Source organism: Paenibacillus sp. FSL R5-0623 (assembly GCF_037974265.1).
Taxonomy (GTDB): domain Bacteria; phylum Bacillota; class Bacilli; order Paenibacillales; family Paenibacillaceae; genus Paenibacillus.
This window is the reverse complement of sequence record NZ_CP150233.1, coordinates 3,041,976-3,065,381: the sequence shown is the minus strand read 5'-3', so window position 1 is coordinate 3,065,381 and position 23,406 is coordinate 3,041,976. Positions and strand designations below refer to the sequence as shown.

The following is a 23,406-nucleotide window of genomic DNA, read 5'->3' as shown; positions in this document are numbered from 1 at the left end:
TTCTTCAATCCAGCCTGTGTGAGTTGAATAAAAGATTATTTACACTTACACTACAATGACAGAGCAAGTTTCACATCGTTGGTTTACCCGGATTTTTCGATTTTCTCCTGTAACACAGAAATAATTATTTAACAATTAAAAAAAACCTTGTTTTTAAATTGTTCACAATCAAATGACATTATTTTAAATACTAAAACGTTAATTAAATCACACAGTGTATTGAATGGTATAATAGCGACATAATATATAAGTATAGATATAGGAAGTGAGTTCTTGAAAACATTGAACAATGGTTCACAGACCAATATCAGCCTGGAGTATAGCTCGATTCCGAAAGTTTTCTTCGATACGATCAAAATCGGAATCATCAAGTCCAACCTGATCGCCATGTTTGCGGGTTTAAGTTTGGCTTTATATGTATTTGATGCTTCAATCTTAGCTAATATTGTACCAATCATCCTTTCCTTTATTGGGTCTTCTCTCATTATTGGAGCTGCAGGGGTGTTTAACAACTTGTATGATCGTGATATTGACGCGATCATGGAACGTACGAAGAAACGTCCTACCGTTACGGGACGCGTAGATACCAAGTCGGGTCTGATTCTCGGTATTGCAATCACCATCATCGGGGGCATCATGTTGTACATCGCTTCCCCATCCGCTGCTGTATTCGGTATTTTGGGTCTGTTGCTTTACGTGTTCCCTTACACGATGTGGACCAAACGTACAACGATCTACAACACGGAAGTGGGAAGTCTTTCGGGTGCTGTGCCTCCGCTCATCGGTTGGGCAGCCATTTCACCGGAACTGGGTCATTTCGAGATCTGGGCATTGGTTGTTACGATGCTCTTATGGCAAATGCCTCACTTCTACGGGATTGCGATTCGTCGTTTTGACGAGTACAAAGCTGCTGGTGTTCCCATGCTACCCGTTGTTAAAGGCATCAGACGGACTTACATTCAGACAAATGTGTATCTGGTACTGTTACTGATCTCCAGCTTTTTATTCTGGCCGATGAGTCCATTTGTCGCTATTACGGCATTTCTGGTTAGCTTGGCTTGGCTCATTCTTAGTGTGGCTACCTTTGATAAGAAAGAAACAGAGAAATGGTCCAAACGGATGTTTATCTTCTCCATTAACCATATCACTATTATCTTCCTGGTCATCATTGCGTATTCCTTGATTGCTCAAATGATGAGATAAAAATATTCCATCTTTCCACTCGATATAACGATAAAAAGCCTTACAGACTGTACTCTTTCAAGGAGTCGTCTGTAAGGCTTTTTTGCTTTCTTATTATCTTTTCCAAATTTTCAAAGCTATCCGACTTTGGCGGGAGTTTGTTCTCCTTGCCACAATAACTGCATCTCTTCATTGGTGGCAAGCAATTCGGACAAGCTTCCCTCGGCTTCAATGCGTCCATCTTTCATCACGATAATGTGATCTGCTTTGGAAAGTGCTGCCCTGCGGTGAGAAACTGCGATGCAGGTGACATCCGGCTCTTGGAACAGCCCTTCCCATACTTGTTGTTCTGTCTCCACATCCAGTGCACTGGACAGGTCATCAAAGATAAACAGGTCCGCCTCCGTCATTAACATGCGTCCTGTGGCCGCGCGCTGAATCTGCCCGCCTGACAGCATCACCCCTCTTGGACCAACCGGGGTCTCAAGCCCCTGATCCAGATGTTTGATATCCTTCTCCATCACAGCCAGACGAATGGCTTTTTCAAGGGCTTGCTCGGTGTTCCCCTGTTTGCCCTGGACGATATTTTCTTTCAACGTATCACTGAACAATCTCGGCACTTGCGGGGTATACGCGGCTCTAGGCGGCATCAGAAATGTGGCTGGATCAACAGCTGCTCCATTCCAATGAATGTCCCCTTTTTGCTTGGGTAACAGTCCAAGAAGTGTTCGTACCAGCGTTGATTTACCTGACCCGATCCGTCCCGTAATGACCAGAAATTGTCCGCGTTTCAAACGGAAACTGATCTCTTGTATGCCATTTGCAGAATTCGGATATTGATAAGTCAGCTTATTCACCTCAAGAGATTGCAACTTCTCCTTAGGGTCCCTCTGTTCACTTACAAGCTCCGGTGGATCTTCATACAGATAGATTTCCCTCGAATCCATGATCTGGTCTTCTTCCCCTGGGCGGAATAGCTTACGCATACGATCATAGGATACCTTGAGCCTTTTGTGCTGAAATACCATATAACCAAACAGTGAAATGCTAAATCCGATATTGGCCAGATAACTGGTGAATAAGGCAAAATCACCTACGGTAAAGTTCCCTGCTTTCATCTCAGCTGCACACATCAGTAGAATCAGTCCGGTACAGATACTTAGAACATGCTGATTCATTGATCTCATCCACTGCTTGAACAAATTGTCTCGGAGTGCAGCCTGGCGACGATCTTCATTCAACTGGTTAAAACGTGTAGAGACATTCTCTTCGGCCTGACCCAGTTTCAAGGCTTGAACGGCTCCAAACGTTTCCGCAATAAAACTGGTAATACGCCCAGTCGCTTCGCGATTAACCTGTGCATACTTCCGAGCCCGATTCCCGGACAGGTTGTTGAGTAAGGTCACGACCACCAATGGTAACACGGCAACCAATGTGATCTGCCAATTAATGTTTGCCATAATGACGATGGACACAACAGCAAATACAAGCCGTCCCCAGAAGTCTACCCATGATTCTACATACTCGACGACTTCATCCACATCATCCCGAAAGCGACTCATCGCTTCCCCTGGTGAAGCTGGAAGATTACGTCCCGGCCAGCGCATGATCGCTGCGAGCATGTTGGTTCGCAAAATCGCCTGAACATGATACAGATACGTAACCCATGCATAGAAGGCTACAAAAAATGTGCCCACCCTTGCCATTCGGACCAAAGCAATAAAGATGAGCGGCACAGCAAGCCACATGTAGTCATTGGAACCCGCTGTCGTCCGATCAAAAAACCACTGCATCCCGATCCCGATAGCTAACGGCAAGGAATGAAATATACACCACAACAATCCGTTGATTACAAATAACAAAGGCCTGAATCGAAACAAACGGCCTATAAATCCTGCTACAGTCATGCCAATTCCTCCTCTCGGCCTGTAATGAGCAGTCTGGCATAGTGAGATGCCGGGTTACTGGCAAGTTCTTCTCTCGCTCCAAATTCCAGTACCTTCCCATCCCCGAGCACCATAATCCGGTCCACTTTCTCCAGCGTAGCCAGTAGGTGAGCAATAATCACTCCGGTGGATTGTTTCATTAACTGGTCAATCGCAGATTGAAGCATTCCTTCGGTCGCAGCATCCAGACGCGATGAAGGCTCATCCAGAATAACCAGACTCGGTTCGGTCAGGAATACGCGGGTTAGGGCAAATAACTGTGCTTCCCCTGCCGACAATGAAGCTCCACCTGCTGCCAGATACGTATCAAGCCCTTCTGGTTGTGAATTAATCCATTGGCTAAGTCCAAGTCGATCCGTCGTCTCCTTGATCATCTGATCCGATACATCTCCATTGAATAGCGTAAGGTTATCACGCAGCGTGCCATCAAACAGCTGCACATCCTGTGTCACCATACCCACCCGGCGATAGAGCGCTTGTAACGAAAGCTTTGTGATATCCGTTCCACCTACACGAATCGTACCCCGATCCAGATTATACAGCCGGAGAAGAACACGACTAAGACTCGATTTGCCGCTCCCTGTGCGACCGATGATTCCCAGACGTTCACCAGGCTTAATAGCAAAAGTAATGTCCTGCAATACCGGTTTATCCTGGTTATAACTGAAGTGCACCTGACTGAATTCCAATCCAAGAGGTCCTTCCGGCAATTGCTCCTCTGTACCCTCTTCAATCACACTATGCATGGACAACAGCTCTCTGGAGCGCAACATGCCTGATTTTGCTTTTTGAAACTCCTGTACCTGATCTCCAAGCATCTCAATCGGATCATTCAGCATCTGTGTATATTGGTAGATCAGAAATAACGTTCCGATACTAATTAGACCTTCCATATAATAATGCACACCCAGCAAAAGCACCGCAGTGACCGCCAGAGCAAACAGAACTACGGTGGTATTCCACGGAATAACCCGTAGCAGCCAGGCTTTTCTCCCCTTACGGAATACCGTGCGCATTGTGCGGTAAAAGCGGTTCATCACATACGGCACATGACCATTCGCTTGCACATCTTCAATCCCGGCAATGCGTTCTTCAATTAATCCGAACAGGGAAGCACTGGCCGCCCGCTCATTTTTGGAAGAGTCAACTCCCAGATTCCGTATGAACACCATGAACAGGATCGATAACAATGTAAACACGGTCATAACCAAAGCAATGGGTACATTGACACTGAACATGAACCCGAGAATTCCGGCCAGCAGTACAAAACTCCCGATCACTTGCACAATGAACATCGCGAAAAAATTGGAGATACTCGTTACGTCTCCATCCACACGTTCAATCATCTCTCCAGGTGTTTTCACATTATGAAAACGCATATCAAGACGCAGGCAGTGCTTCAGCAGATCTCCGCGCAGTTGATTCGTGGCCCGCCAGGCCACGTCGTTCCCCAAATAACTGACCGCTACCGTGATGAGTTGATTAAACACGGCAACAACCAGAAATATTCCTGCGAGCTGAACAAGATTGGTGAGGACTCCCCCACTTGCTGCTGTATCGATAAAACGTTTGATAATCTGTGGATTCAAGAGCTGAAGCCCCGTTGATGTGAGCAACATGATTAAAAGTAAGGCCAGCCGTCCTTTAACTGGTTTTAGATAACGCAGCAGCCATGACATGGAGATTTTCTCTGTTTTGGGCACAAGTCCCACCTCTTTATCGGTTTATTTAATTGTTCTTGCCTATTCCAATTTATTGATAGTCTTATCGACACAGCAACTTTTTCTTACTAGGATGAGTCATACATAATGACATTAAAATCGGGATTTCCCGCCCATAATTGATATGTAGAACATATGTTGACCATTGTACATTCTCCTTTATAACAAGTTAGTTTTTTATAAAATAACGCTCCAAACGCTCCTTTCCATGTGAACAAATTGGGTGGAATGCATGCAAAAAAGCCATAGATGAACTAATGTTCATCTACAGCTTGTAGCCAAAAGAGATCGAATGAAATGCAAAGCATTTCCCGTATCTCCTCTGCATCGCAATAATGATGAGCGTCCACGACAGAGGTGCACAAACATGACTGTCCCAACGCGATCATTGCAAAAAAATTGGATTAATGTCACTATGCTCATGCGTATTCAGTTATCGATTCGAAATCTGTATAGGCATAAACATAATCATCATCCCACCCGTTTCACATATTTGTTGTTTATTGTATTCGCTGGTTTAACATCCGTCAAGATAATTTTAACTGAATTGTTATTTAATTCATGTCATTAATCTTTCAATTCCTGCTACATACCCAATGATGTGGACTCCGTTTGCTTCTCTCTAACAACAAGGCGTCTATGTGCGATCAGAAGAAAAGGCACTCCCAGTGCTGTTGTCAGTGCAATCGGTACAAAGACAGCCAGCCCATTCTCCGCTCCAAATTGACTTAATAACACCCCTCCCATTACAGGAGCAATGACACTACCAATATTATTGAAGCCGATGGTCCCGAAATACGTTCCCTTCCATTCCGGCTTCGCAATCCGGTCGATGAGCATATCCATCATCGTGAACAATAATACTTCCCCAATGGTAAATAGTATGACACTCATCATCATCATGAGTACACCTTCAGCGATTCCAACCATCATCAGACTGGTTGCAACCAGCAGATTACCCACAATCAGAGGAACAAGCGGTGGAAAGTTTCGGAATGTTCGCACAAGCGGATACTGAATAATCAATACCGTCACGGCATTCAGGGAAAGCATGTACGAGAACATCTGACTTCCATTCTCAAAGATCGGGCTCCTCGCCAAGTACTGTGCCAATGTAGAACTGAAGTGTCCGTAACCCAGAACACAAAATGTGGTACCGATCAATACTGGCAGAAACACCCGGTCGCGACCAGTGGTCATGAGTGCTTCACGCAAACGTGGTGCGGTTGCCTGATGACGCTCTGGCAAATTGGCATGCTGTAGCTTGAATTGCAGAAACAGTACAAGTCCATAGGCTATGTATACCAAGCCGGAAATCACAAATGGAAATGTCGATTCAGACGATCCCAGTTGAAATCCGATAATTGGCCCAAAGACCACGCCGAGATTAATTGCAGCATATCTGAGGTTGAACACCAGCAATTTGTTCTGCGGAGAAGTAATATCCGATAACAGGGCTCTGGAGGTAGGCTCGAATACTGCACGGCATAATCCGTTTAACGTATTGGCAACAAAGAACACCCATAGATGCTCTGCTGCTGAAAAAATGAAAAACACACCTGCCCAGCTAAATACCGAGATTAACATCACAATTTTGCGACCGATCCGGTCCGAAATATAACCTCCATAAAAGCTGACCATGACACCTGCCAGCGAGCTAACGGCCACAGTAATACCGGTCTGGGTCGGTGTAGCCTCTAGTACACGTGTCAAATAGATGGATAGAAACGGGATACTCATTGACGTTACAAGACGTCCAAACATGGTTCCGATAATGATCGTCCATGCCAAAGGGTGAATTTGTCTTAAATATTGCTTCATATGAACTTCTCCTATTCTTTCTAAGTGCTTCAAAAGCGGACTTTTTGAACTACATCTTCTAATGTATAATTGTAAGGATAAAAGGGGGAAAGAAAAGTGTAAACATATGATCACACTTTTCACCTTTAATAGAGGAGTCATGACCATGGATACCCTGCATACACACTTTATAAGGCTCGCAGGTGCCGAACAACTTTCATTCAAACTTCATGAACCTGTAGCGGTAACGATTGATAGCCTGTCCGCTGCCTTGTGCTGCACCCCTCGTAATGTGAAATTCATTCTTAGAAAATTGGAGGAACAAGGCTTTATCCATTGGCACCCCGGGCGTGGTCGTGGACATCATTCGGAGTTAACGATGCTGCGTAGCATGAATGAAGCGCTAGAAGCGAGTTTTACCGAACTTTTAGGTAAAGGCAAAATGAAAAATGCTATTGAACTCATCGGAACTGTTCAGGTGGATGATACATTGCGAGAACAGCTCATGCTCTCCCTCCATCAACAGATGGGATTTCATAGTCACGATGAAACTGCCTCTGGTCAGGATATTCTGCGCATCATGAGGTCACGCCAGTTAGGTGATTTGGACCCAGCCTTTGTATATACTGCATTTGAAACCTACCTATTAAGCCAGGTTTGTAATACGTTGATCACTTATGATGCCAAGACGGAATCATTCCTGCCAGCACTGGCTCACATGTGGGAGTGCAGCGAGGACCATCGCTTATGGACCTTCTATCTCCGAAAAGGTGTACGTTTCCACAACGGCCGTGTCATGACTTCCCGGGATGTGCAAGCGACGTCTCAACGATTGATTGATGTACATAGTCCGTCCATCTGGTTATATCGGGATATTGAACGTGCGGAAGTAGCTGGTGATTACTGCATCAAGTTTGTTCTACATCGTCCTAATCGATTCTTCTTGCATCTGTTCAGTTGTATTCGGATGACAATCCTGCCCTATGATTACAATGTAACCAATACATTAATTGGTACCGGTCCTTTTCTGATCTCTGAGCTGAATGAGGATGTGCTGGAGCTTACTGCTTTTGATGCTTACTACGGCATCCGGCCACATCTGGATCAAGTCCATTTTTGGTTTGTGCCTGACCTGAGTCCAAATGATCGCTATTATGAGCTACCGGGTACAGATCGATTGAGTCTCGCAACAGGCTGTGATCAGACGAACAGTATCAATTATCCGGCGCTGGGTTGTCAGTATATGCTGTTCAATTTTCACAAGGAAGGCATCCATCATCATCCCTTATTTCGACAAGCCCTGCGTATCGTCTATGATTCGGTTGCACTTGTCCGAGATCTCGGTGGCAATCGGATCACACCAGCCAGCAGCTTTTTACCCTGGAAAAGTGCAGCCCAAGACTGGACCGCTGCCTCTCTTGAGCATGCTCGAGAATTGCTGCATAACTGTGGGTACCAGGGTGAGACGGTAACATTATCGTATAAACATAATAAGGAGGCAGACGTTGCGCAGTGGTTCCAGTGTCGAGCAGCGTCCATCGGTCTGAACATTAACATGCAGGCCGTTGTGGATTATTTCAACTCAGAGGAAACCACGAACGCGCAATTGATCCTCGCTGAAGAGATCCTGGAGGAAGATTGGCAGTACGGCATGATTCACTTTTTCAAAAACCTGTCCAACCATTTTCATATGTGTATGTCTCCTGTATTCCAGTCTCAATTGGATGACAAACTGGATCATTTCGCAACGCTTCATCGGGCAGACCGTACTGCGCTCCTGGATGAAGCTGAAGCCTTGCTACGTGATCACTGTTGGATCTTGCATGGCTGTCACATGAACAAGCAGGCCGAACTGGATCAGAGCATCTTCGGCATGCAGGTAGCAGAATTCGGTTATCTGGACATCTCCAAATTGTGGATCAAAAATCCTTAGAGATTTGTGCATAAAAAAGTTGCTAGCCTATTTAGATAAGCTAGCAACTTTTTGCTCATGAATCCATTTTTAGCGCGCTCAAAGATTATTTTTGATGTAATAGGTCTCCAATGCTTGCATAATGGACTCAATTTTTATCGGTTTGCTGACATACGCATCCATGCCTGCCTTCAAGCAGTTTTCCATGTCTCCTCTTACGGCATTTGCAGTCACCGCAATAATATATGGACAATCCTCAGAGGACTTCAATTCTTTAATCATTTTTGTCGCTTCGAATCCATCCAGCCTTGGCATATGCACATCCATGAAGACAATATCGTATGCAATGTGTTTGACCGCCTCAACCGCTTCAACACCGTCCACGACATGATCCACAACATGTCCTTTTTTCTCAATTATTCTGCTAAGGACGAGTTGGTTCACTTCATTGTCTTCTGCAATTAGAATCCGCAAAGCGGATGTTCTGTTCTTTTTCTGTTGTTGATCTAACCTGTTGCCCTCTTCACCGTTCGTTAATTTAAAGCGTGCAGTAAATACAAATATTGTACCCGGCTCATCCGATTCCTCGATCCAGATATCTCCTTGCATAAGCTCCACCAATTTTTTGCTAATGGCAAGGCCAAGACCCGTGCCCTGAGGTTTGCGAGTCATGAAATTCTCCAGTTGGTAGAATGGCTCAAATAATTGTTGTTTTCTCTCAACCGGAATCCCAATACCCGAATCCTTCACTTTAAAATAAAGCTGTACGGTATTGCCACACTTCTCCTTAATGCCAACGTCAATTTCAACGCCGCCCTCTGAAGTGAACTTAACCGCGTTGCCAATGATATTGGTAAGTACCTGTTTAAGACGGTAAGCATCGCCATACACAGGAGTCGGAATGGCGTCATCTACGCACATACGAACATCCAACTTCTTTTCGCGAGCCAGTGGTTTTACGATTTGCACGGTCTCTGTGACGATTTCTGCGAGATCAAAAGGATCATCTACCAGATCGGTTTTGCCTGACTCAATTTTGGAAAAATCAAGAATATCATTAATGATGGCGAGTAAGGAATCTCCGCTCTTCTGGATGATTTCGATATATTCCTTCTGTTCCCCGCTAAGACCAGGGGTATCCAGAAGCAAATCCGTCATCCCAATTACACCGTTCATTGGTGTACGAATTTCATGACTCATCATCGCAAGAAACTCACTTTTGGCCTTATTCATTCTCTCGGCTGTCTCTTTGGCAACTAGCAGCTTTTTCTGCTCCGTAATATCCTTTGCAATCAAGTAGTACCCGACATTAGAGTTATTAATAATGATCGGAGCAAGCGTAGCCAAGACTTCTGTCTCGGTTCCATCCGTATGGCGAACAGCATTGATTTCCTTTTCAGCCAACTCATTATTACTGCGCAGGATCAGACCGAGATTACTCGCTCCAATAAATCTGCTTATGCTTGTATCGATCATTTCAGCCACGGGGCAACCCGTCAGTTTCACCGCTACTGGATTCGCATTCATAATATTACCATCCATGTTAAACGAGATAATGGCGTCATGATTATATTTCTTAAGTGAAGTGTATCGCTCCACAGATTCCTGCAATTTAAATTCAATACGTTTACGTTCAGTGATATCCTGTAGTGTTCCGTTCAGCTGAACTGGCTGCTGATATTCATCGAGCGTGATCAGCCCGCGTAAGTGAAGATACTTCTCACTTCCATCAGAGCTACTGTGCTTGTATTCAAAATCAAGCGGTTTTCCTTGTTTTACCCATTCCATTTGTTCTTGCAAAGAGGCTATGTCCGCAGCATTCATAACTTTAAAAACATCATTTGCACAGTATGATTTACGGGTGCGTTCAAGTTCAAAAATTTCAAAAATCTGATCGGAAAGTGCGATCTGGTCTTTGACCATATCCCACTCCCAGCTGCCAATCAAAGCGATGCGTTCAGCCTCTGCACTGATATCTTTATGTTTTTTTCGTTCGGATACATCTCGTCCAATCGAAAGAATCTGCTGTCCATGCTCAGCATCACCAAAGACCTTGTATGTGGTCTCGAACCACATATAATGTCCCTCTTTATGACGGACCCTGATATTCAACAGATTTCCTTTAGTCAAGTCCATCTGTGAGATCCGTTCCACATCTTGTGGGTGGAAATATGCATCATTATTTTGACCAATTACTTCTTCTGGCGAATAACCCAACAAACGTTGGACTGAGGGAGAGCAGAACCGACAAACGCCCTCCTGATCAGCAATATAGATGATCTCCTGAGCATGATCTGTAATAAGTTTGAACATTTCTTCACTATGCAGAAGTTTTTGTTCAGACATTTTGCGGTCAGTTATATCAACAATATGGCAAATGAAGTAAAGAGGTTCATCCGTAAATTCCCTACGAACTAATGAAACATGCAATGAAATCCATAAGATGTTACCATTTTTATGGATATAACGTTTTTCATATTGATACTCTTTCGATTTACCTTCGAATAGCTCGCAGTTATAGATCACATCTTGTGGTGAATCATCCGGATGCGTAATATCCTGGTAGGTGAGCTTCGTTAACTCCTCATACGTAAAACCCAGCATACAGCAAAATGCGGGATTCACTTTTCTCCATTCTCCTGTCGGAGCAACGAGTGCAATTCCAATAGGTGCTTGGTTGTATATCTGCTCGAACAATTCGTGATGGTCGACCTTTTGAACCTGCATTGTAAACTCTCCTTTTGGCATATAAACTCATGTTATAAATAGTCGAAAGTTAATTTTAATTGGAAGGAAGTTGTTCCACAAAGGATCGGTTTGTTTTAAAACCACAATACCAGCTTAGTACCCAAAAATTGAGTTATTGAAACATATCTTTTCAAAAGTTTGGTGTCTACAAAGTCAAACAAGGCCTGGAATCCATCCAATGGAATCCCGACCTTTGTCATTATATATCATTATAAGTCATATAGAGCAAGGAATCGCGAGAAAAATGGATTAGCGCTCGCGACCAATAAGATAATCCAATAAATGTCTCAGGAAGGGAATAGGTTTCGGCATCTCGTTCAATGCATCTGTAGCAAGACAATAATGCTCCCACATCGCTTTCTTCGCGCCTTCATCACCCAGAATAGACACAAAGGTTGAATTGTTGTTCAGCTCATCCTGACCTGCAGGTTTCCCAAGAATGAGGTGATTTCCCTCGAAATCCAGCAAGTCGTCCTTGATCTGGAAGGCGATTCCTGCATGATAAGCGAACTTTTTCAGCGCAGCCATCTCCGGTTCCCTCACTTGGGCAAGTATCGCTGGCATGACCAGGGCAGCTTCGAAGGCAATGCCAGTTTTGTAAAAACAGATCATGTTCAACTGCTCCAGCGTCAATGCCTTGCCCTTGGAGTTCAGATCCATCGCCTGCCCCATACACATATCCTCTGCTTTTTCAGCTGAATATTGAATGAGCGTGAGCACGGTGGCCGCATCAAAGCGATCCAATGATGACTGCTCTCCAATTGCCTTCTGAATGAGAAACAGACCCGTGAGCTCCGCTGTGGCGCTATTGTGTACCTGATGCAGCGTGGAACGTCCACGCCTTGTCGAAGCATTATCCTGCGTAGGCAGATCATCAAAGATCAGGGAAGCGGTATGCATGTACTCCAGCGACCTAAGCAGTGGAACGATGGAGGCTTCAGGTAAACCATACTCGCGTACACCCATAACCCAAGTTAATATCGGACGTAGTCTTTTTCCGTCGCCCTGCAAGCTGTAATTGGCCGCATCGATCAGCGTTTCTTTCATCTCATGAAGTCCACCTGGCTTGGCTATCTGCAACTCCACATTAATCTGTTCGCGAACCGTTCGAATGGTCTGTTTGAACTCCTCTTTCTCCTGCTTGTCATTTTTCAATTGAAGCACGACCTGATCCCGTAACAATTTATCAAGGAAATCAACGTCATCCGCTTTTCGCACCATCTGTTGAACCAGTTGATTGAATTCAGGCTGCCCAGAGGCAAAAATCATCATCACTTCATCATATTTTTGCTGCCCCAACCGTTCTTTACAACGCTTCAGCCCGTTGATCGCACGATCCAGTATAACCTCACGGGTCTTGGCATCCGAGTTGTAAACATCATGGATCAGATGTGAGATGACTGCCCAGTACAATTCATAAGGATTAATCAAATCGGGACGCAAATCTCGATACTTCAAATAGTACGTATATGGAGTTACTGCCCCTTCTTCCATATCGTCAAACATATCGGCAAAATCATCGGCCAACTGATTATATATTCCGTAATAGAACGTCCGCAGATCAAATCCCTCATCCTCCGGCGCACTGAGAACTGACCGGACGATTAATCGGGAAGAAGAAGATTTGATAATAATCGGAATGTACAATTCTTCATTCGTATAATTCGCATTGGCTAATTTCTTGTTGCGATCGATCTCCTGAGACTGAAAGAACACATAGGATTGCTCTAAAAAAGTGCGCTGTTTCTCTGGATGCTGATAGTCCTTAATGTAATCAAATGCTTCCCGAAGCTCGGAATGTACATATTCGATCACTTCCAGATTGCTACCTTTCCACTTTCCCAGATCAGGTACGACCCCAGTAAGAAGTGCATCGCGTATCATCAGGGAATATTGTTCTTTTTCTTGAACAGTCAAAGCCTGAGAATCCAACAGGTCATCCACAAATGGATATGTCAAACCGTAAGAATAACCAAGTCGAATCGCCGCATCAAATCTCCGCGCCCGTTCTTCTGGTGGTGTCTGCTCGTTCATCTCATCGTCCACATGAAGGACAACGCCGAGAATGATCTTGATGAGCTTTCGCTGTGCTTGCTCTGCATCCAGCTCCTTCGGGATGTTGGATGCTACATTCTTTAATTTGTTCATCACCCAGATGACAGCCGTTTCAATGTGCTCCTTCTGTCCCCAGCGGTACAACGCAGCCAGACTGATATAATCAGGCTGTCCTTTGCGCCCAGTAGCGGAGCCCATAAAGTATTTTTTGGTATTCTGGACAACGTGCTGAATTCGGGCCTGCGTACCCGGAGAATCAAGGGCTTGCCCCAGATCTCGCATATAAATATAGGAGATACTCCGATCCAGGTAATCATCCAGCTTTCCTGTCGTATTCAGCCAGTGGATATATCTATGAACATCCCGAGGATCCGGTTTTCTTTTGCTAGGTGATAAAAGAGAAAGCCAGGCAAAACGATGAATATGTTTTTTTTGCCATACATGAATATCTTGGGTAAGTGCTGTTGTATACGTATTATCCATAAGTTGCTGCCTAAGAGAAGTAAAATACTGAGATGCTTTCTGCTCAGCTAGCCGATATCCTGCATCAGCCTGTTCTGTAAGTACGTTATTCATAGGGTGGATACCTCAAATTCTATTAATGTTAAACATGTATCCATGAAAGGAGATGAGGTGCTCCATGGACGAAAACTGAACTCATTTGATCGTGTATCCAACGCTTCAGCTCATGTTCATAACCTTTATACGGCGATCCAACCGTTTGGTTACGAAATCGTCACTGTTCATTCCATATACGTGATTTTACAGAATGGAAGACCAGACTTTGACCGCTGTGATGGCGATAAGTACGATTAATGCATATCGAAGTACCCTCACATTGATCATCGAACTAACCCGTGAACCAAGGGATGCCCCCAGTAGACTGCCGATCACCGTATAGATGATGGGTTCCATCGGAATATCTCCACCCGTAATTTTTCCTATAACGCCGCCGATTGCGGAGATAAATACAATCGCCAGTGAAGAAGCAATCGTCGTTCGTACGGGGATGTTGAGAATCGTCAGCATGATGGGAATAAGGATAAAGGCACCACCCGCACCAACAATTCCTGATACAATGCCTACTGCAAAAGCAGTGCCTGCTGCAATCCATCGGTTAAACACCAGTGGAGCTGAAGTATCAAGCTTTCCCTTTCCGGGAATCAGCATAAGCACAATCGCCATGATCGCCAGAATGCCATAGATCAGATTAATAACCCTTCCGTCCAGATGACCGGATATGAACCCGCCAATCAGACTGCCTGCAAGAATGCTGGAACCCATGTACAGCACCAATCCTCGGTGAACGATCGCCCCACCACTTCTACCCGTTCGTACTTTTCTGCGGAATGCAATCACACCGGCAAGTGAAGCAAAAAATACTTGAAACATACTAATCGAAGATACCTGATGTGCTGAGAATGGCTGCAGTCCCATCCAGGATGGAACATATAACAGTAGCGGATAATTGATAATGGCCCCACCAATACCCAACAAACCGGAGAAGAATGAACCGACCAGACCCAGTATAAACATGATGAAAAAAAGCAGAAGATCCATCGGTTATGCGCTTCCTTTCGTGCAATATAAAGCTCATTTCGATACCACTCAAAAGTGCTATACACAGCGAATATTATCCGTTATAATGAAAACCAAGTAAATTAATCCGAAATGAGTGATTAAGCATGTTTAACGTGTTGAAGACTCTTTTTGAAAATAAATGTCCACAGTGCAACGAAAAATTACAAGTTCATAACGATGCGTTATGTTCGACCAAAACCTGTTCTCAATGTCATTACAAAGAAGAGAGTTATGGCTCTCTTGGCGTTCGAATTGTATATGACACCACAAAATGATAAAAAGCTATAGCCTTGTTAATTGTATCACGATCTCTGAATTTTCGGGATAATTCGACAAACTTATTTCCCTCTCACATGCTACGATTACTTTATAATGAAAATACAAAAACGGTGCAAAACGAATAAATCGTTCTGCACCGTTTTTTTCTGTTTTTTTTGAGATAAGTTGCCTTAATTATAAAAGGGAACTTATTTGGTTTTGAAGCTGAGGAATCCATCATCTACGGCTACGGTTGTCCCGTTCACTGCGCTTGCTGCATCACTGAACAGGAAGGTAACCACACTGGCTACTTTCTCCGGTTGAATGAGCTCTCCACGCATATGTTGAGTAGCAAGCGCATCCTTCATGGCTTGGTCATCACCCAGAATCGGTGTTTCGATAAAGCCAGGTGCTACCCCAACTACACGAATTCCATGCTCAGCAAGTTCCAATGCACCGGATTTGGACATCATAACAACCGCAGCCTTGGCTGCGTTGTAGTTGAAGCTGCCTACTGCAGCAACACTTCCATAGATCGAAGCTGTATTTACAATAGTACCTTGTACATTTAATTCAACCATTTTTTTCGCGCCATAATACATACCGTAGTATACACTGTGCTGATCTACATCAATGACTCTGTGATAGGATTCCGGGTCCATCTCCAGAAATGGCTTCACAAGTCCAATACCTGCGTTATTGAAAATACCGCTTAACGTACCATATTGCTCTACGGTCCAGTCGATCAGGGCTTTGATCTCGTCCCCTTTGGATACATCCACTTTGTATGAGCCCGCTGTTCCGCCAGCTCCTTCAATCTCTGCCGCAAGCTTCTTCGCTCCGTCTTCATTATAGTCAGCGACAACAATAGTCGCACCTTGATCCGAAAGTTGAAGTGCTGTCTCTTTACCAATACCACTTGCTCCACCTGTAATAATGATTACTTTTCCATTGTGCTCAGTCATGACTCAGCTCTCCTTTGGCAAAATATATTTAGGTTTATTACATAACTTATAGTAAGTAACTATATTTTATTAACTTATATACATATCATACGCCTCTGTCCCAACCTTGTCAAACCATAGATCATCTTCACATAAATATGAGATAAATGTCATATAGATCTTATATTTACATGATATAGTCTAGCTCCAGTGATATTAAATATGCATCCGTTTTCGGAAAATAAAAAAAGCGAGCATAACGGTAATTCAATCATTCCGATATCTCGCCCTTATAAAATATTGAAAATTAATTTAACTTATTCACCCTGAAGTCCGCTAAGCGGATCTTTCAAATTATTAATGTTGGTGATTAGTTCAGGAATGCCCGTCTTCTCCCAATTTTCTGCCGTAAAACCTTGCTCTGCAATTGTATTCTCGAAATTGTCTACAACTTCTGTTAATTGAGTATTGTAACTAACCAGATTTTCATGAATGCTCTCTCCTATTGCAGGAGCAGTCAACTGAGAAAATTCACTTGCTTCTGCTTGGATCAGATCGATTTTCTCCTGAATCTGCGTTGTAATCTCAGGATTATTCACCGCACTCGATGCGAGCTCTTGCAGATCAGCCCCGGCGTTTGATACCTGTTCTATATAATCAGTAGCCCCACTCACATAATTTAAACTTTGATTGGCTTGTTCCACGACAGAACAGGCTGAAATCAGCAGAATACTTGATGCAATAAGGCCTGTCATCATTAATGTGTGCTTTCTTTTTCTTATAAACATGATCATCTCCCCTTCTCCTGATCGGAATCCTTGTTCCAAGTCCATGATACCTTTTCAGACTGCTGCATTGCAAATGGGTCTGCAGCCAACGTTATTAACATGTATAATAGTAAAATCACACGGTAAAGGGATGTCATGATTATGCTTCAAGCCTTGAACCAACGCTTGAACCGCATCATGCCACTGATTACCCCAATCAGCATTATTATTGGCGTGTTATGCGGGAGTTTTCTTTCTTCTTATACCTTTTTATCCCCTTGGCTTTTTGCGTTCATGACGTTCGCTGGAAGTATCAGTCTAGGGATACGGGATTTTGTGAACGTGCTGAAGAAGCCGTTCCCCTTGTTTGTATGTCTGTTTATTTTGCATTTGGCGATGCCTCTAATTGCTCTTGGTATGGGTCATCTGGTTTTCCCTACAGATGCGTACACCATAACGGGCCTTGTTCTGGCAGCCGTGATTCCGACAGGAATCAGCAGCTTCATCTGGGTCAGCATCTATCGGGGCAATATTGCACTTACGCTTTCCATCATCCTGATTGATACCATGCTTGCTCCTTTCGTAGTGCCGGGAGTGTTATCCCTGTTAATCGGAACCAGTGTCACACTGGATACGGCAGCCATGATGAGCAGTCTGTTCTGGATGATTGTGTTGCCATCCCTGCTCGGTATGCTGCTGAATGAGTGGAGCAAAGGCGCCATTGTCCCGGTCTGGGGACCGAGGTTGAATCCGTTGTCCAAATTGTTCATGGCATCAGTCGTCGCGATTAACGGATCTGTCGTTGCACCTTACTTGGCCGATTTCAACTGGAAGCTCGCTGGACTTGCGGTCATCATTATTTTCCTGGCATCATTCGGTTATGCGCTGAGTTATTTCATCGCCCGATTGCTAGGCTGGAATGAGGCCGATCAGGTCGCTCTGGTGTTCAATGGAGGCATGCGTAATATCAGCGCAGGTGCAGTACTCGCTGTTTCTTATTTTCCGCCACCTGTTGCTGTCCCAGTCGTGCTTGGCATGGTATTCCAACAGATGCTTGCTTCATTAACAGGTTATCTGCTCGGTCGTCGCTCTCAGCTTCTGCATAAGTCGGATAAGACATCTGCGGCCTAACAAAATACTGGAATGTAAAAAAACGCCGACACAATTGTCGGCGTTTTTCGTTACTATAACCCTCTACTGGAATCTCTGCCGTACTCTCTGTAGTCTCTTTAATTTAATTCTGCCCATCCTGGTTCCTGTCCACAATAGAAAAAAACCATCAACGAGTGATGGTTATTTTTCTAATCATTTTTTTCAAAAATCTGCTGTTGCTCATGGTACTTAGTACACTTATTTCGGTTGAATATATCCTTCAGCTTTAAGCAGTTCTGCGATTAGAACCGCACCACCTGCCGCTCCACGGAGCGTGTTGTGGGACAATCCAACGAATTTGTAATCATAGAGTGAGTCTTCGCGCAGTCTGCCTGTGGAGACACCCATTCCGCGTTCGATGTCACGGTCCAGTTTAGTCTGTGGTCTGTTTTCTTCTTCAAAATACGTAATGAATTGTTTCGGTGCGCTTGGAAGAGCCAGCTCTTGTGGACGGCCTTTGAACTGCAACCAACGCTCCAGAATTTCGTCTTTACTTGGTTTTTTCTCGAAGTTTACAAACACCGTAGCCAGATGTCCATCCGTTACCGGTACACGAATACATTGTGTTGTAATTAATGGGGCAGATGCTTTGACGATCTGGTTGTTCTCGATGCTACCCCAGATCCGCAGTGGTTCCTGCTCACTCTTCTCTTCTTCGCCACCGATGTATGGAATGACATTATCGAGCATATCTGGCCAGTCGGTAAAGTTTTTACCTGCTCCGGAGATTGCTTGATACGTGGAAGCAACAACCTGAGTCGGGTTGAACTCACGCAAGGCGTGCAGTGCTGGCACATAGCTCTGAATCGAGCAGTTAGGTTTCACTGCAATGAATCCGGTTTTCGTACCCAGACGTTTGCGTTGAGCTTCAATCACGTCCAGATGTCCCGGGTTAATCTCAGGGATTACCATGGGTACATCTGCTGTCCAGCGGTGAGCCGAGTTATTGGACACGACAGGTGTGCCTGTTCTAGCGTAAGCTTCTTCGAGCGCTTGAATCTCATTCTTTTTCATATCAACCGCGCAGAAAATAAAATCAACCTGACTGGCAAAAGCCTCTACCTGGGAAGCATCCTGAACAACGATTTTCTTCACAGCTTCCGGAATAGGAACTGCCAGTTTCCATCTGCCTTGTACGGATTCTTCATATGTTTTACCTGCCGAATTGGCGCTTGCAGAAATTGCTGTTACTTCAAACCATGGATGTTGATCGAGCAGGTCCACAAAACGCTGACCTACCATTCCCGTTCCTCCGACGATACCGACTTTCAATTTTGCTGACATTCAATCATCATTTCCTTTCGGTTTGAGTGATTCTTCTCTTGAATCAATATCATAACTCACTAAAACGTATTATGAAATGGACTCCTTAATTAACACTATTCAGGCAATTCCAAAGCGTGTAGTCACAGCCCCGGAAAAACCAAAAAATCCCATCCCCAAGACAATAGTCTCAGGGACGAGATTGAACTCTCGTGGTACCACCCAGATTCGCCGATATGTCACCATATCCGCCTCTTCAAGTAAAGGTTTACAACCATGTTGCTAGCTGTAGACCGTTCATACTCTAGCTCTGTAACAGGAGCTCCTGTCACACCATCCCTTAATGCTAAGTTCCGATGTGCTGCTCTGAGTCTTTATTCAATAAAAGATTCTTTACTCCTTTTCAGCTGCCGGAGCTCTCTTTGAAAGAATGAATTTTATCTACTCGTCTCTTCGTCGCATTTGATATTGCGATTATAATATCAAAATTACTGTGATGAAGTAAACACATTTTTTTTAGATCATGGAATTTATATGTTTCCAGCAGAGCTGAACCATTGTATTATCGCAAGAAAAACTTCAGCTAAATGCGGTCTGTCTTCTGTGAAAAGTACGTGATAGACGTTTTTATTATAATATACTGCAAATAGCTATTTCCTTACTGCTTTTTGGCAACCATCGCATATGTTCCCAGAGGACTCCCAGGCCCCAAGGCATGATGTGTCCTAAGTAATTTCAGTTCGGACAGAAGAAGTGTTTTAACTTTGTCCGGGATCGGGAGCATTTGCAGTTCCACAGGCGCTTCTGCCAGTGTCATTTCGGTTTCCCAGTGACCGTCCTGTAGCTCTGGAGAATGGATCGAAGTCTCTTCCTTAATCGTCCAGCCTGCTGCAGAGACAAGCTCTTGGATATCCTCGGGTGTAAAAAGCGTGCGCACATTGGAGAAGCTGTTCTCCTTGTAACATTCGACCTGGGACTGAATTAGAACGGATAACCAATGCGAGAGCTGGCTCACATCTGTAACTCGCGCATCCCATTCTGCAAAACATAACTGATGTCCCCATGTCCTAACCTTGCTAAGAATCTTGGCAAGTTCGTCAAACGATCTCAAGTACCAAGAACAATGGGAAAGTACGATCACATCAAACTCATTCTCAGCGAATTGAACCTGATCACTTAGAATGTCGTAGTCATAATCCATTCGAATCCGATCACCCAGCGGAGATCTCCGCAGCTTGGCTGCCGCTTCGCCTACGGTCAGTGGTGCACCATAATCCTCTGGTGCAATATCTACACCATGAACGTACCCATTCTCCCCCACCAGATGTGCAAGCACGGCCGTTGTATCTCCCTGACCACATCCGATTTCCAGAACGCGGCTGCCTTCCTGTATCCCCCAAAAGAGTCCCAGTTTCATCCGATGCTCGGTCTGAATGTATTGAATGGCGGCGTTGTCCTCCACGTCCATATACTTAATAATGTCCCTGATGATAGATTCATTCATGATTCCTCACCCCTCAAACAGCAACTTAAACTTCTTGCTTATTGTAGCGTTACAGGCAGCATTGTACAATGTTAGAGTCTTGACAGAACCATGGCACGAAGGAGACCCCGTCCTACAGTAGATTTAAACCTCTACTATATATCATTTCCTATGCCCACTCGGTTGCAAGCTTCTGAAGATATGGTGTTAGCATGGGCTGTAATTCCTTGCGCATCAGTCCGATCTCCAAGATCGCCTGAATATATCCGAATTGATCGCCTATATCGTAGCGACGCCCCTCCAGTTCAAGGGCCAACAGTTCCTCCACCTGACTCACTTCTTTCAAGGCATCCGTTAACTGATATTCCCCTCCAGCACCTCTCTCGATCATATCCAGAATAGGAAAGATGGAAGGTTTCAGAATGTATCGTCCCATTACAGCTGTTCGGGATGGCGCTTCTCCAAGGGAAGGTTTTTCGACCAGATTGGTGACTCGGTGAACCCGGTCCTCTGCACCTTTCGAATCAATAATGCCATATTTGCTCACATTTGCCGCGTCTACCTGACGGACACCGATGATCTGGTTGCCTGTCTTTTCATAGAGATGGACCATCTGTGCAAGTGCAGGCGGATCAGACACCATAATGTCATCTCCCAGCAATACAGCGAAGGCATCATCTCCTACAAATTGCCGTGCACACCCAATGGCATGCCCCAGACCCAGCGGTTCTTTTTGACGAATAAAATGAATATTTGCCAGCTCGCTGATAGCCTGCACCTCTTCCAGTAAAGACTGTTTGCCCTTGGCATATAAAGAGTGTTCAAGTTCAACCGATTTATCAAAATGGTCCTCTATGGATTTTTTGTTGCGTCCGGTCACAATGAGGATATTCTCAATGCCTGATTGCACTGCTTCTTCAACAATGTATTGGATGGCCGGTTTGTCTACAATCGGTAACATCTCTTTGGGCTGTGCTTTCGTCGCTGGCAGGAAACGGATTCCGAGACCCGCTGCCGGAATAACTGCTTTTTTAATTCGCATTTCATCATACACTCCTTTCATATTTTTGTTGTACGAAACACCCAATATCTGCTGGCCATATAGTTCAGAACCATTCCCATCAAGGTCGCCAGGATCTTGCTCATCACGAGACTCCAACCCAGCATATCGTGCAAAGTCATCAGTATGAGGGCGGATAACGCGAGAACGATAAGATTGGTGATTACAAAACGAATAAGTTTCGCTCTATCGCCACCTCCTCGTGCCGTATCTCGAAAAGTCCACCTTCCGTTCAGCCAATAACTATTCGCAACACCGCAACTGTACGAGACTACTTGAGCCATCAGAACCGGTACACCAACCACTGCAAGCAAAGCAAACACCACCGCATCCACTGCCGTATTTGCAACACCCACAATACCGAACTTGAAGAGTGTCATCAAACGCTTAGTCATGATGAGCAACTCGGGCTGTCAATTGAGATTGCGCTTGCTGGCCCTCGGCATGAACCACATCTCTCACAATGTATAGCGGACGCGACTTGGTCTCATCATAGATGCGGCCCACGTACTCCCCCAGAATGCCCAGCATGATCAGGATGAATCCGTTAAACATCAGCATGATACTCACAATGGATGGCCATCCCTTAATCGTTGAATCCGTAAAGATCGCCGAACCAATAACCGTTAACATATAGATAAATCCGCCAACCGACAGGATCGCCCCTACATAACCTGCGAGTTTGAGCGGTTTATACGAAAATGAAGTAATACCATCCAGGCTTAGCTTCAGCATGCGTTTTAGCGGATATTTTGTTTCACCTGCCAGACGTTCATCGCGTTCATATTCAATCGCAGTCTGACGAAATCCGACCCAACTTACCAACCCGCGCACGAACCGGTTCTTCTCTGGAAGACGTTTCATCTCATCACATACTTTGCGATCAATCAGGCGAAAATCTCCGGTGTCTACCGGGATATCCGTATCCGTTGAAGCGCGAAGGACACGATAGAACAGACTTGCCGACCATTTCTTGAAGCGAGTTTCCCCGCTTCGTCTGGTGCGACGTGCATATACGACTTCATAGCCCTCTTTCCATTTGGCGATCATATCCAGTATCAGTTCGGGAGGGTCTTGCATATCCGCATCAATAATAACGACCGCATCCCCCGCTGCATAATCCATACCTGCTGTTATCGCAATCTGATGACCGAAGTTACGGGCAAAATCAATCAGTTTTACACTCTCGTCCCAACGGGCATAATCACGGATCATCTGTGCACTTCGATCCACGCTGCCATCATTAACAAACAACAGTTCATAACTCTCTCCCGTGCTGCCCATGACCTTCTTCAGACGCCGATAAGTCTCCTCGATCACCGCTTCCTCGTTATACATGGGAATAATAATGCTGTATCGGTACGCGTGAGCCATGTTTGTCCCCTCCCTTTTCCAATGGACTTCGTCCGAGATTTTCACTCTATACAAATTGAAATAAAGAATATTTACACTGCACACTTCGATGACAGAACAACCCTCCAATCGCTGTTATCCCCAGATTTTTTGATTCCCTTTATAAAGGGAAAATCCGGGG

16 protein-coding genes and 1 other annotated feature are annotated in these 23,406 nt (G+C 44.7%); of the genes, 3 read left to right on the top strand and 13 right to left on the bottom strand.

What is annotated here, in order from left to right; genetic code table 11:
* Positions 1-273: 273 nt before the first annotated feature.
* Complete coding sequence (cyoE, locus tag MKY92_RS13485) at positions 274-1,203, top strand: heme o synthase (protein ID WP_339301190.1); 930 nt, start codon at positions 274-276, stop codon at positions 1,201-1,203.
* 116 nt (positions 1,204-1,319) lie between these two features.
* Here cyoE and MKY92_RS13480 read toward each other — a convergent pair whose 3' ends face one another.
* The 3 genes from MKY92_RS13480 to MKY92_RS13470 form a co-directional block, all read right to left on the bottom strand.
* Complete coding sequence (locus MKY92_RS13480; protein ID WP_339301188.1) at positions 1,320-3,089, bottom strand: ABC transporter ATP-binding protein; 1,770 nt, start codon at positions 3,087-3,089, stop codon at positions 1,320-1,322.
* Entirely contained in the window at positions 3,086-4,831 is a 1,746-nt protein-coding gene (locus MKY92_RS13475) for an ABC transporter ATP-binding protein (protein ID WP_339301186.1), read from the bottom strand. Before MKY92_RS13475 ends, MKY92_RS13480 begins: the two co-directional genes overlap by 4 nt.
* 603 nt (positions 4,832-5,434) lie before the next feature.
* The gene (locus tag MKY92_RS13470) at positions 5,435-6,670 is read right to left on the bottom strand and encodes an MFS transporter (RefSeq protein WP_339242305.1); all 1,236 of its coding nucleotides are present in this window, start codon (positions 6,668-6,670) and stop codon (positions 5,435-5,437) included.
* Positions 6,671-6,815: 145 nt separating this feature from the next.
* Here MKY92_RS13470 and MKY92_RS13465 point away from each other — a divergent pair, with 145 nt between their 5' ends.
* Positions 6,816-8,582, top strand: a complete 1,767-nt coding sequence (locus tag MKY92_RS13465) for an ABC transporter substrate-binding protein (protein WP_339301185.1) — start codon at positions 6,816-6,818, stop codon at positions 8,580-8,582.
* A 78-nt stretch (positions 8,583-8,660) separates the two neighbouring features.
* Here MKY92_RS13465 and MKY92_RS13460 read toward each other — a convergent pair whose 3' ends face one another.
* The 5 genes from MKY92_RS13460 to MKY92_RS13440 form a co-directional block, all read right to left on the bottom strand.
* Entirely contained in the window at positions 8,661-11,288 is a 2,628-nt protein-coding gene (locus MKY92_RS13460) for a PAS domain S-box protein (RefSeq protein ID WP_339301183.1), read from the bottom strand.
* 270 nt (positions 11,289-11,558) lie between these two features.
* Entirely contained in the window at positions 11,559-13,940 is a 2,382-nt protein-coding gene (locus MKY92_RS13455; RefSeq protein WP_339301181.1) for a polyprenyl synthetase family protein, read from the bottom strand.
* 186 nt (positions 13,941-14,126) lie between these two features.
* Complete coding sequence (locus MKY92_RS13450) at positions 14,127-14,924, bottom strand: sulfite exporter TauE/SafE family protein (protein ID WP_339301180.1); 798 nt, start codon at positions 14,922-14,924, stop codon at positions 14,127-14,129.
* A 488-nt stretch (positions 14,925-15,412) separates the two neighbouring features.
* Positions 15,413-16,168, bottom strand: a complete 756-nt coding sequence (locus MKY92_RS13445; RefSeq protein WP_339301178.1) for an SDR family NAD(P)-dependent oxidoreductase — start codon at positions 16,166-16,168, stop codon at positions 15,413-15,415.
* 296 nt (positions 16,169-16,464) lie between these two features.
* On the bottom strand, positions 16,465-16,941 hold the full coding sequence (locus MKY92_RS13440) for a DUF6376 family protein (RefSeq protein ID WP_076211738.1): 477 nt from the start codon (positions 16,939-16,941) through the stop codon (positions 16,465-16,467).
* A 135-nt stretch (positions 16,942-17,076) separates the two neighbouring features.
* On the opposite strand from MKY92_RS13440, the gene MKY92_RS13435 reads away from it, so the two are divergent.
* Positions 17,077-18,045 (top strand): bile acid:sodium symporter family protein, encoded by a 969-nt coding sequence (locus tag MKY92_RS13435; protein ID WP_339301176.1) that lies wholly within the window; start codon positions 17,077-17,079, stop codon positions 18,043-18,045.
* A gap of 219 nt (positions 18,046-18,264) precedes the next feature.
* Here the strand turns inward: MKY92_RS13435 and asd are convergent, their stop codons facing one another.
* From asd to MKY92_RS13410, 5 genes are all read right to left on the bottom strand, one after another.
* A complete protein-coding gene (asd, locus tag MKY92_RS13430; protein WP_100528950.1) occupies positions 18,265-19,350 on the bottom strand; it encodes an aspartate-semialdehyde dehydrogenase in 1,086 nt (361 codons plus the stop codon).
* A 168-nt stretch (positions 19,351-19,518) separates the two neighbouring features.
* Positions 19,519-19,795: a binding site (T-box leader), on the bottom strand.
* A gap of 192 nt (positions 19,796-19,987) precedes the next feature.
* Entirely contained in the window at positions 19,988-20,833 is an 846-nt protein-coding gene (locus MKY92_RS13425; protein WP_339301174.1) for a class I SAM-dependent methyltransferase, read from the bottom strand.
* 148 nt (positions 20,834-20,981) lie between these two features.
* The gene (gene galU / locus MKY92_RS13420; RefSeq protein ID WP_339301173.1) at positions 20,982-21,854 is read right to left on the bottom strand and encodes a UTP--glucose-1-phosphate uridylyltransferase GalU; all 873 of its coding nucleotides are present in this window, start codon (positions 21,852-21,854) and stop codon (positions 20,982-20,984) included.
* Positions 21,855-21,871: 17 nt separating this feature from the next.
* Positions 21,872-22,267 carry a GtrA family protein gene (locus MKY92_RS13415; protein WP_339301171.1) on the bottom strand — a complete coding sequence of 132 codons (396 nt, stop codon included), beginning with the start codon at positions 22,265-22,267 and terminating at the stop codon, positions 21,872-21,874.
* On the bottom strand, positions 22,260-23,246 hold the full coding sequence (locus tag MKY92_RS13410; protein WP_339301169.1) for a glycosyltransferase family 2 protein: 987 nt from the start codon (positions 23,244-23,246) through the stop codon (positions 22,260-22,262). Before MKY92_RS13410 ends, MKY92_RS13415 begins: the two co-directional genes overlap by 8 nt.
* Positions 23,247-23,406: the final 160 nt, after the last annotated feature.

Bases quoted from the DNA above. Each gene is read 5' to 3' on its own strand.
- MKY92_RS13480 (WP_339301188.1), bottom strand. From the start codon at position 3,089: ATGACTGTAGCAGGATTTATAGGCCGTTTGTTTCGATTCAGGCCTTTG.
- MKY92_RS13470 (WP_339242305.1), bottom strand. From the start codon at position 6,670: ATGAAGCAATATTTAAGACAAATTCACCCTTTGGCATGGACGATCATT.
- MKY92_RS13465 (WP_339301185.1), top strand. From the start codon at position 6,816: ATGGATACCCTGCATACACACTTTATAAGGCTCGCAGGTGCCGAACAA.
- MKY92_RS13460 (WP_339301183.1), bottom strand. From the start codon at position 11,288: ATGCAGGTTCAAAAGGTCGACCATCACGAATTGTTCGAGCAGATATAC.
- MKY92_RS13455 (WP_339301181.1), bottom strand. From the start codon at position 13,940: ATGAATAACGTACTTACAGAACAGGCTGATGCAGGATATCGGCTAGCT.
- MKY92_RS13450 (WP_339301180.1), bottom strand. From the start codon at position 14,924: ATGGATCTTCTGCTTTTTTTCATCATGTTTATACTGGGTCTGGTCGGT.
- MKY92_RS13445 (WP_339301178.1), bottom strand. From the start codon at position 16,168: ATGACTGAGCACAATGGAAAAGTAATCATTATTACAGGTGGAGCAAGT.
- MKY92_RS13440 (WP_076211738.1), bottom strand. From the start codon at position 16,941: ATGATCATGTTTATAAGAAAAAGAAAGCACACATTAATGATGACAGGC.
- MKY92_RS13435 (WP_339301176.1), top strand. From the start codon at position 17,077: ATGCTTCAAGCCTTGAACCAACGCTTGAACCGCATCATGCCACTGATT.
- asd (WP_100528950.1), bottom strand. From the start codon at position 19,350: ATGTCAGCAAAATTGAAAGTCGGTATCGTCGGAGGAACGGGAATGGTA.
- MKY92_RS13425 (WP_339301174.1), bottom strand. From the start codon at position 20,833: ATGAATGAATCTATCATCAGGGACATTATTAAGTATATGGACGTGGAG.
- galU (WP_339301173.1), bottom strand. From the start codon at position 21,854: ATGCGAATTAAAAAAGCAGTTATTCCGGCAGCGGGTCTCGGAATCCGT.
- MKY92_RS13415 (WP_339301171.1), bottom strand. From the start codon at position 22,267: ATGACTAAGCGTTTGATGACACTCTTCAAGTTCGGTATTGTGGGTGTT.
- MKY92_RS13410 (WP_339301169.1), bottom strand. From the start codon at position 23,246: ATGGCTCACGCGTACCGATACAGCATTATTATTCCCATGTATAACGAG.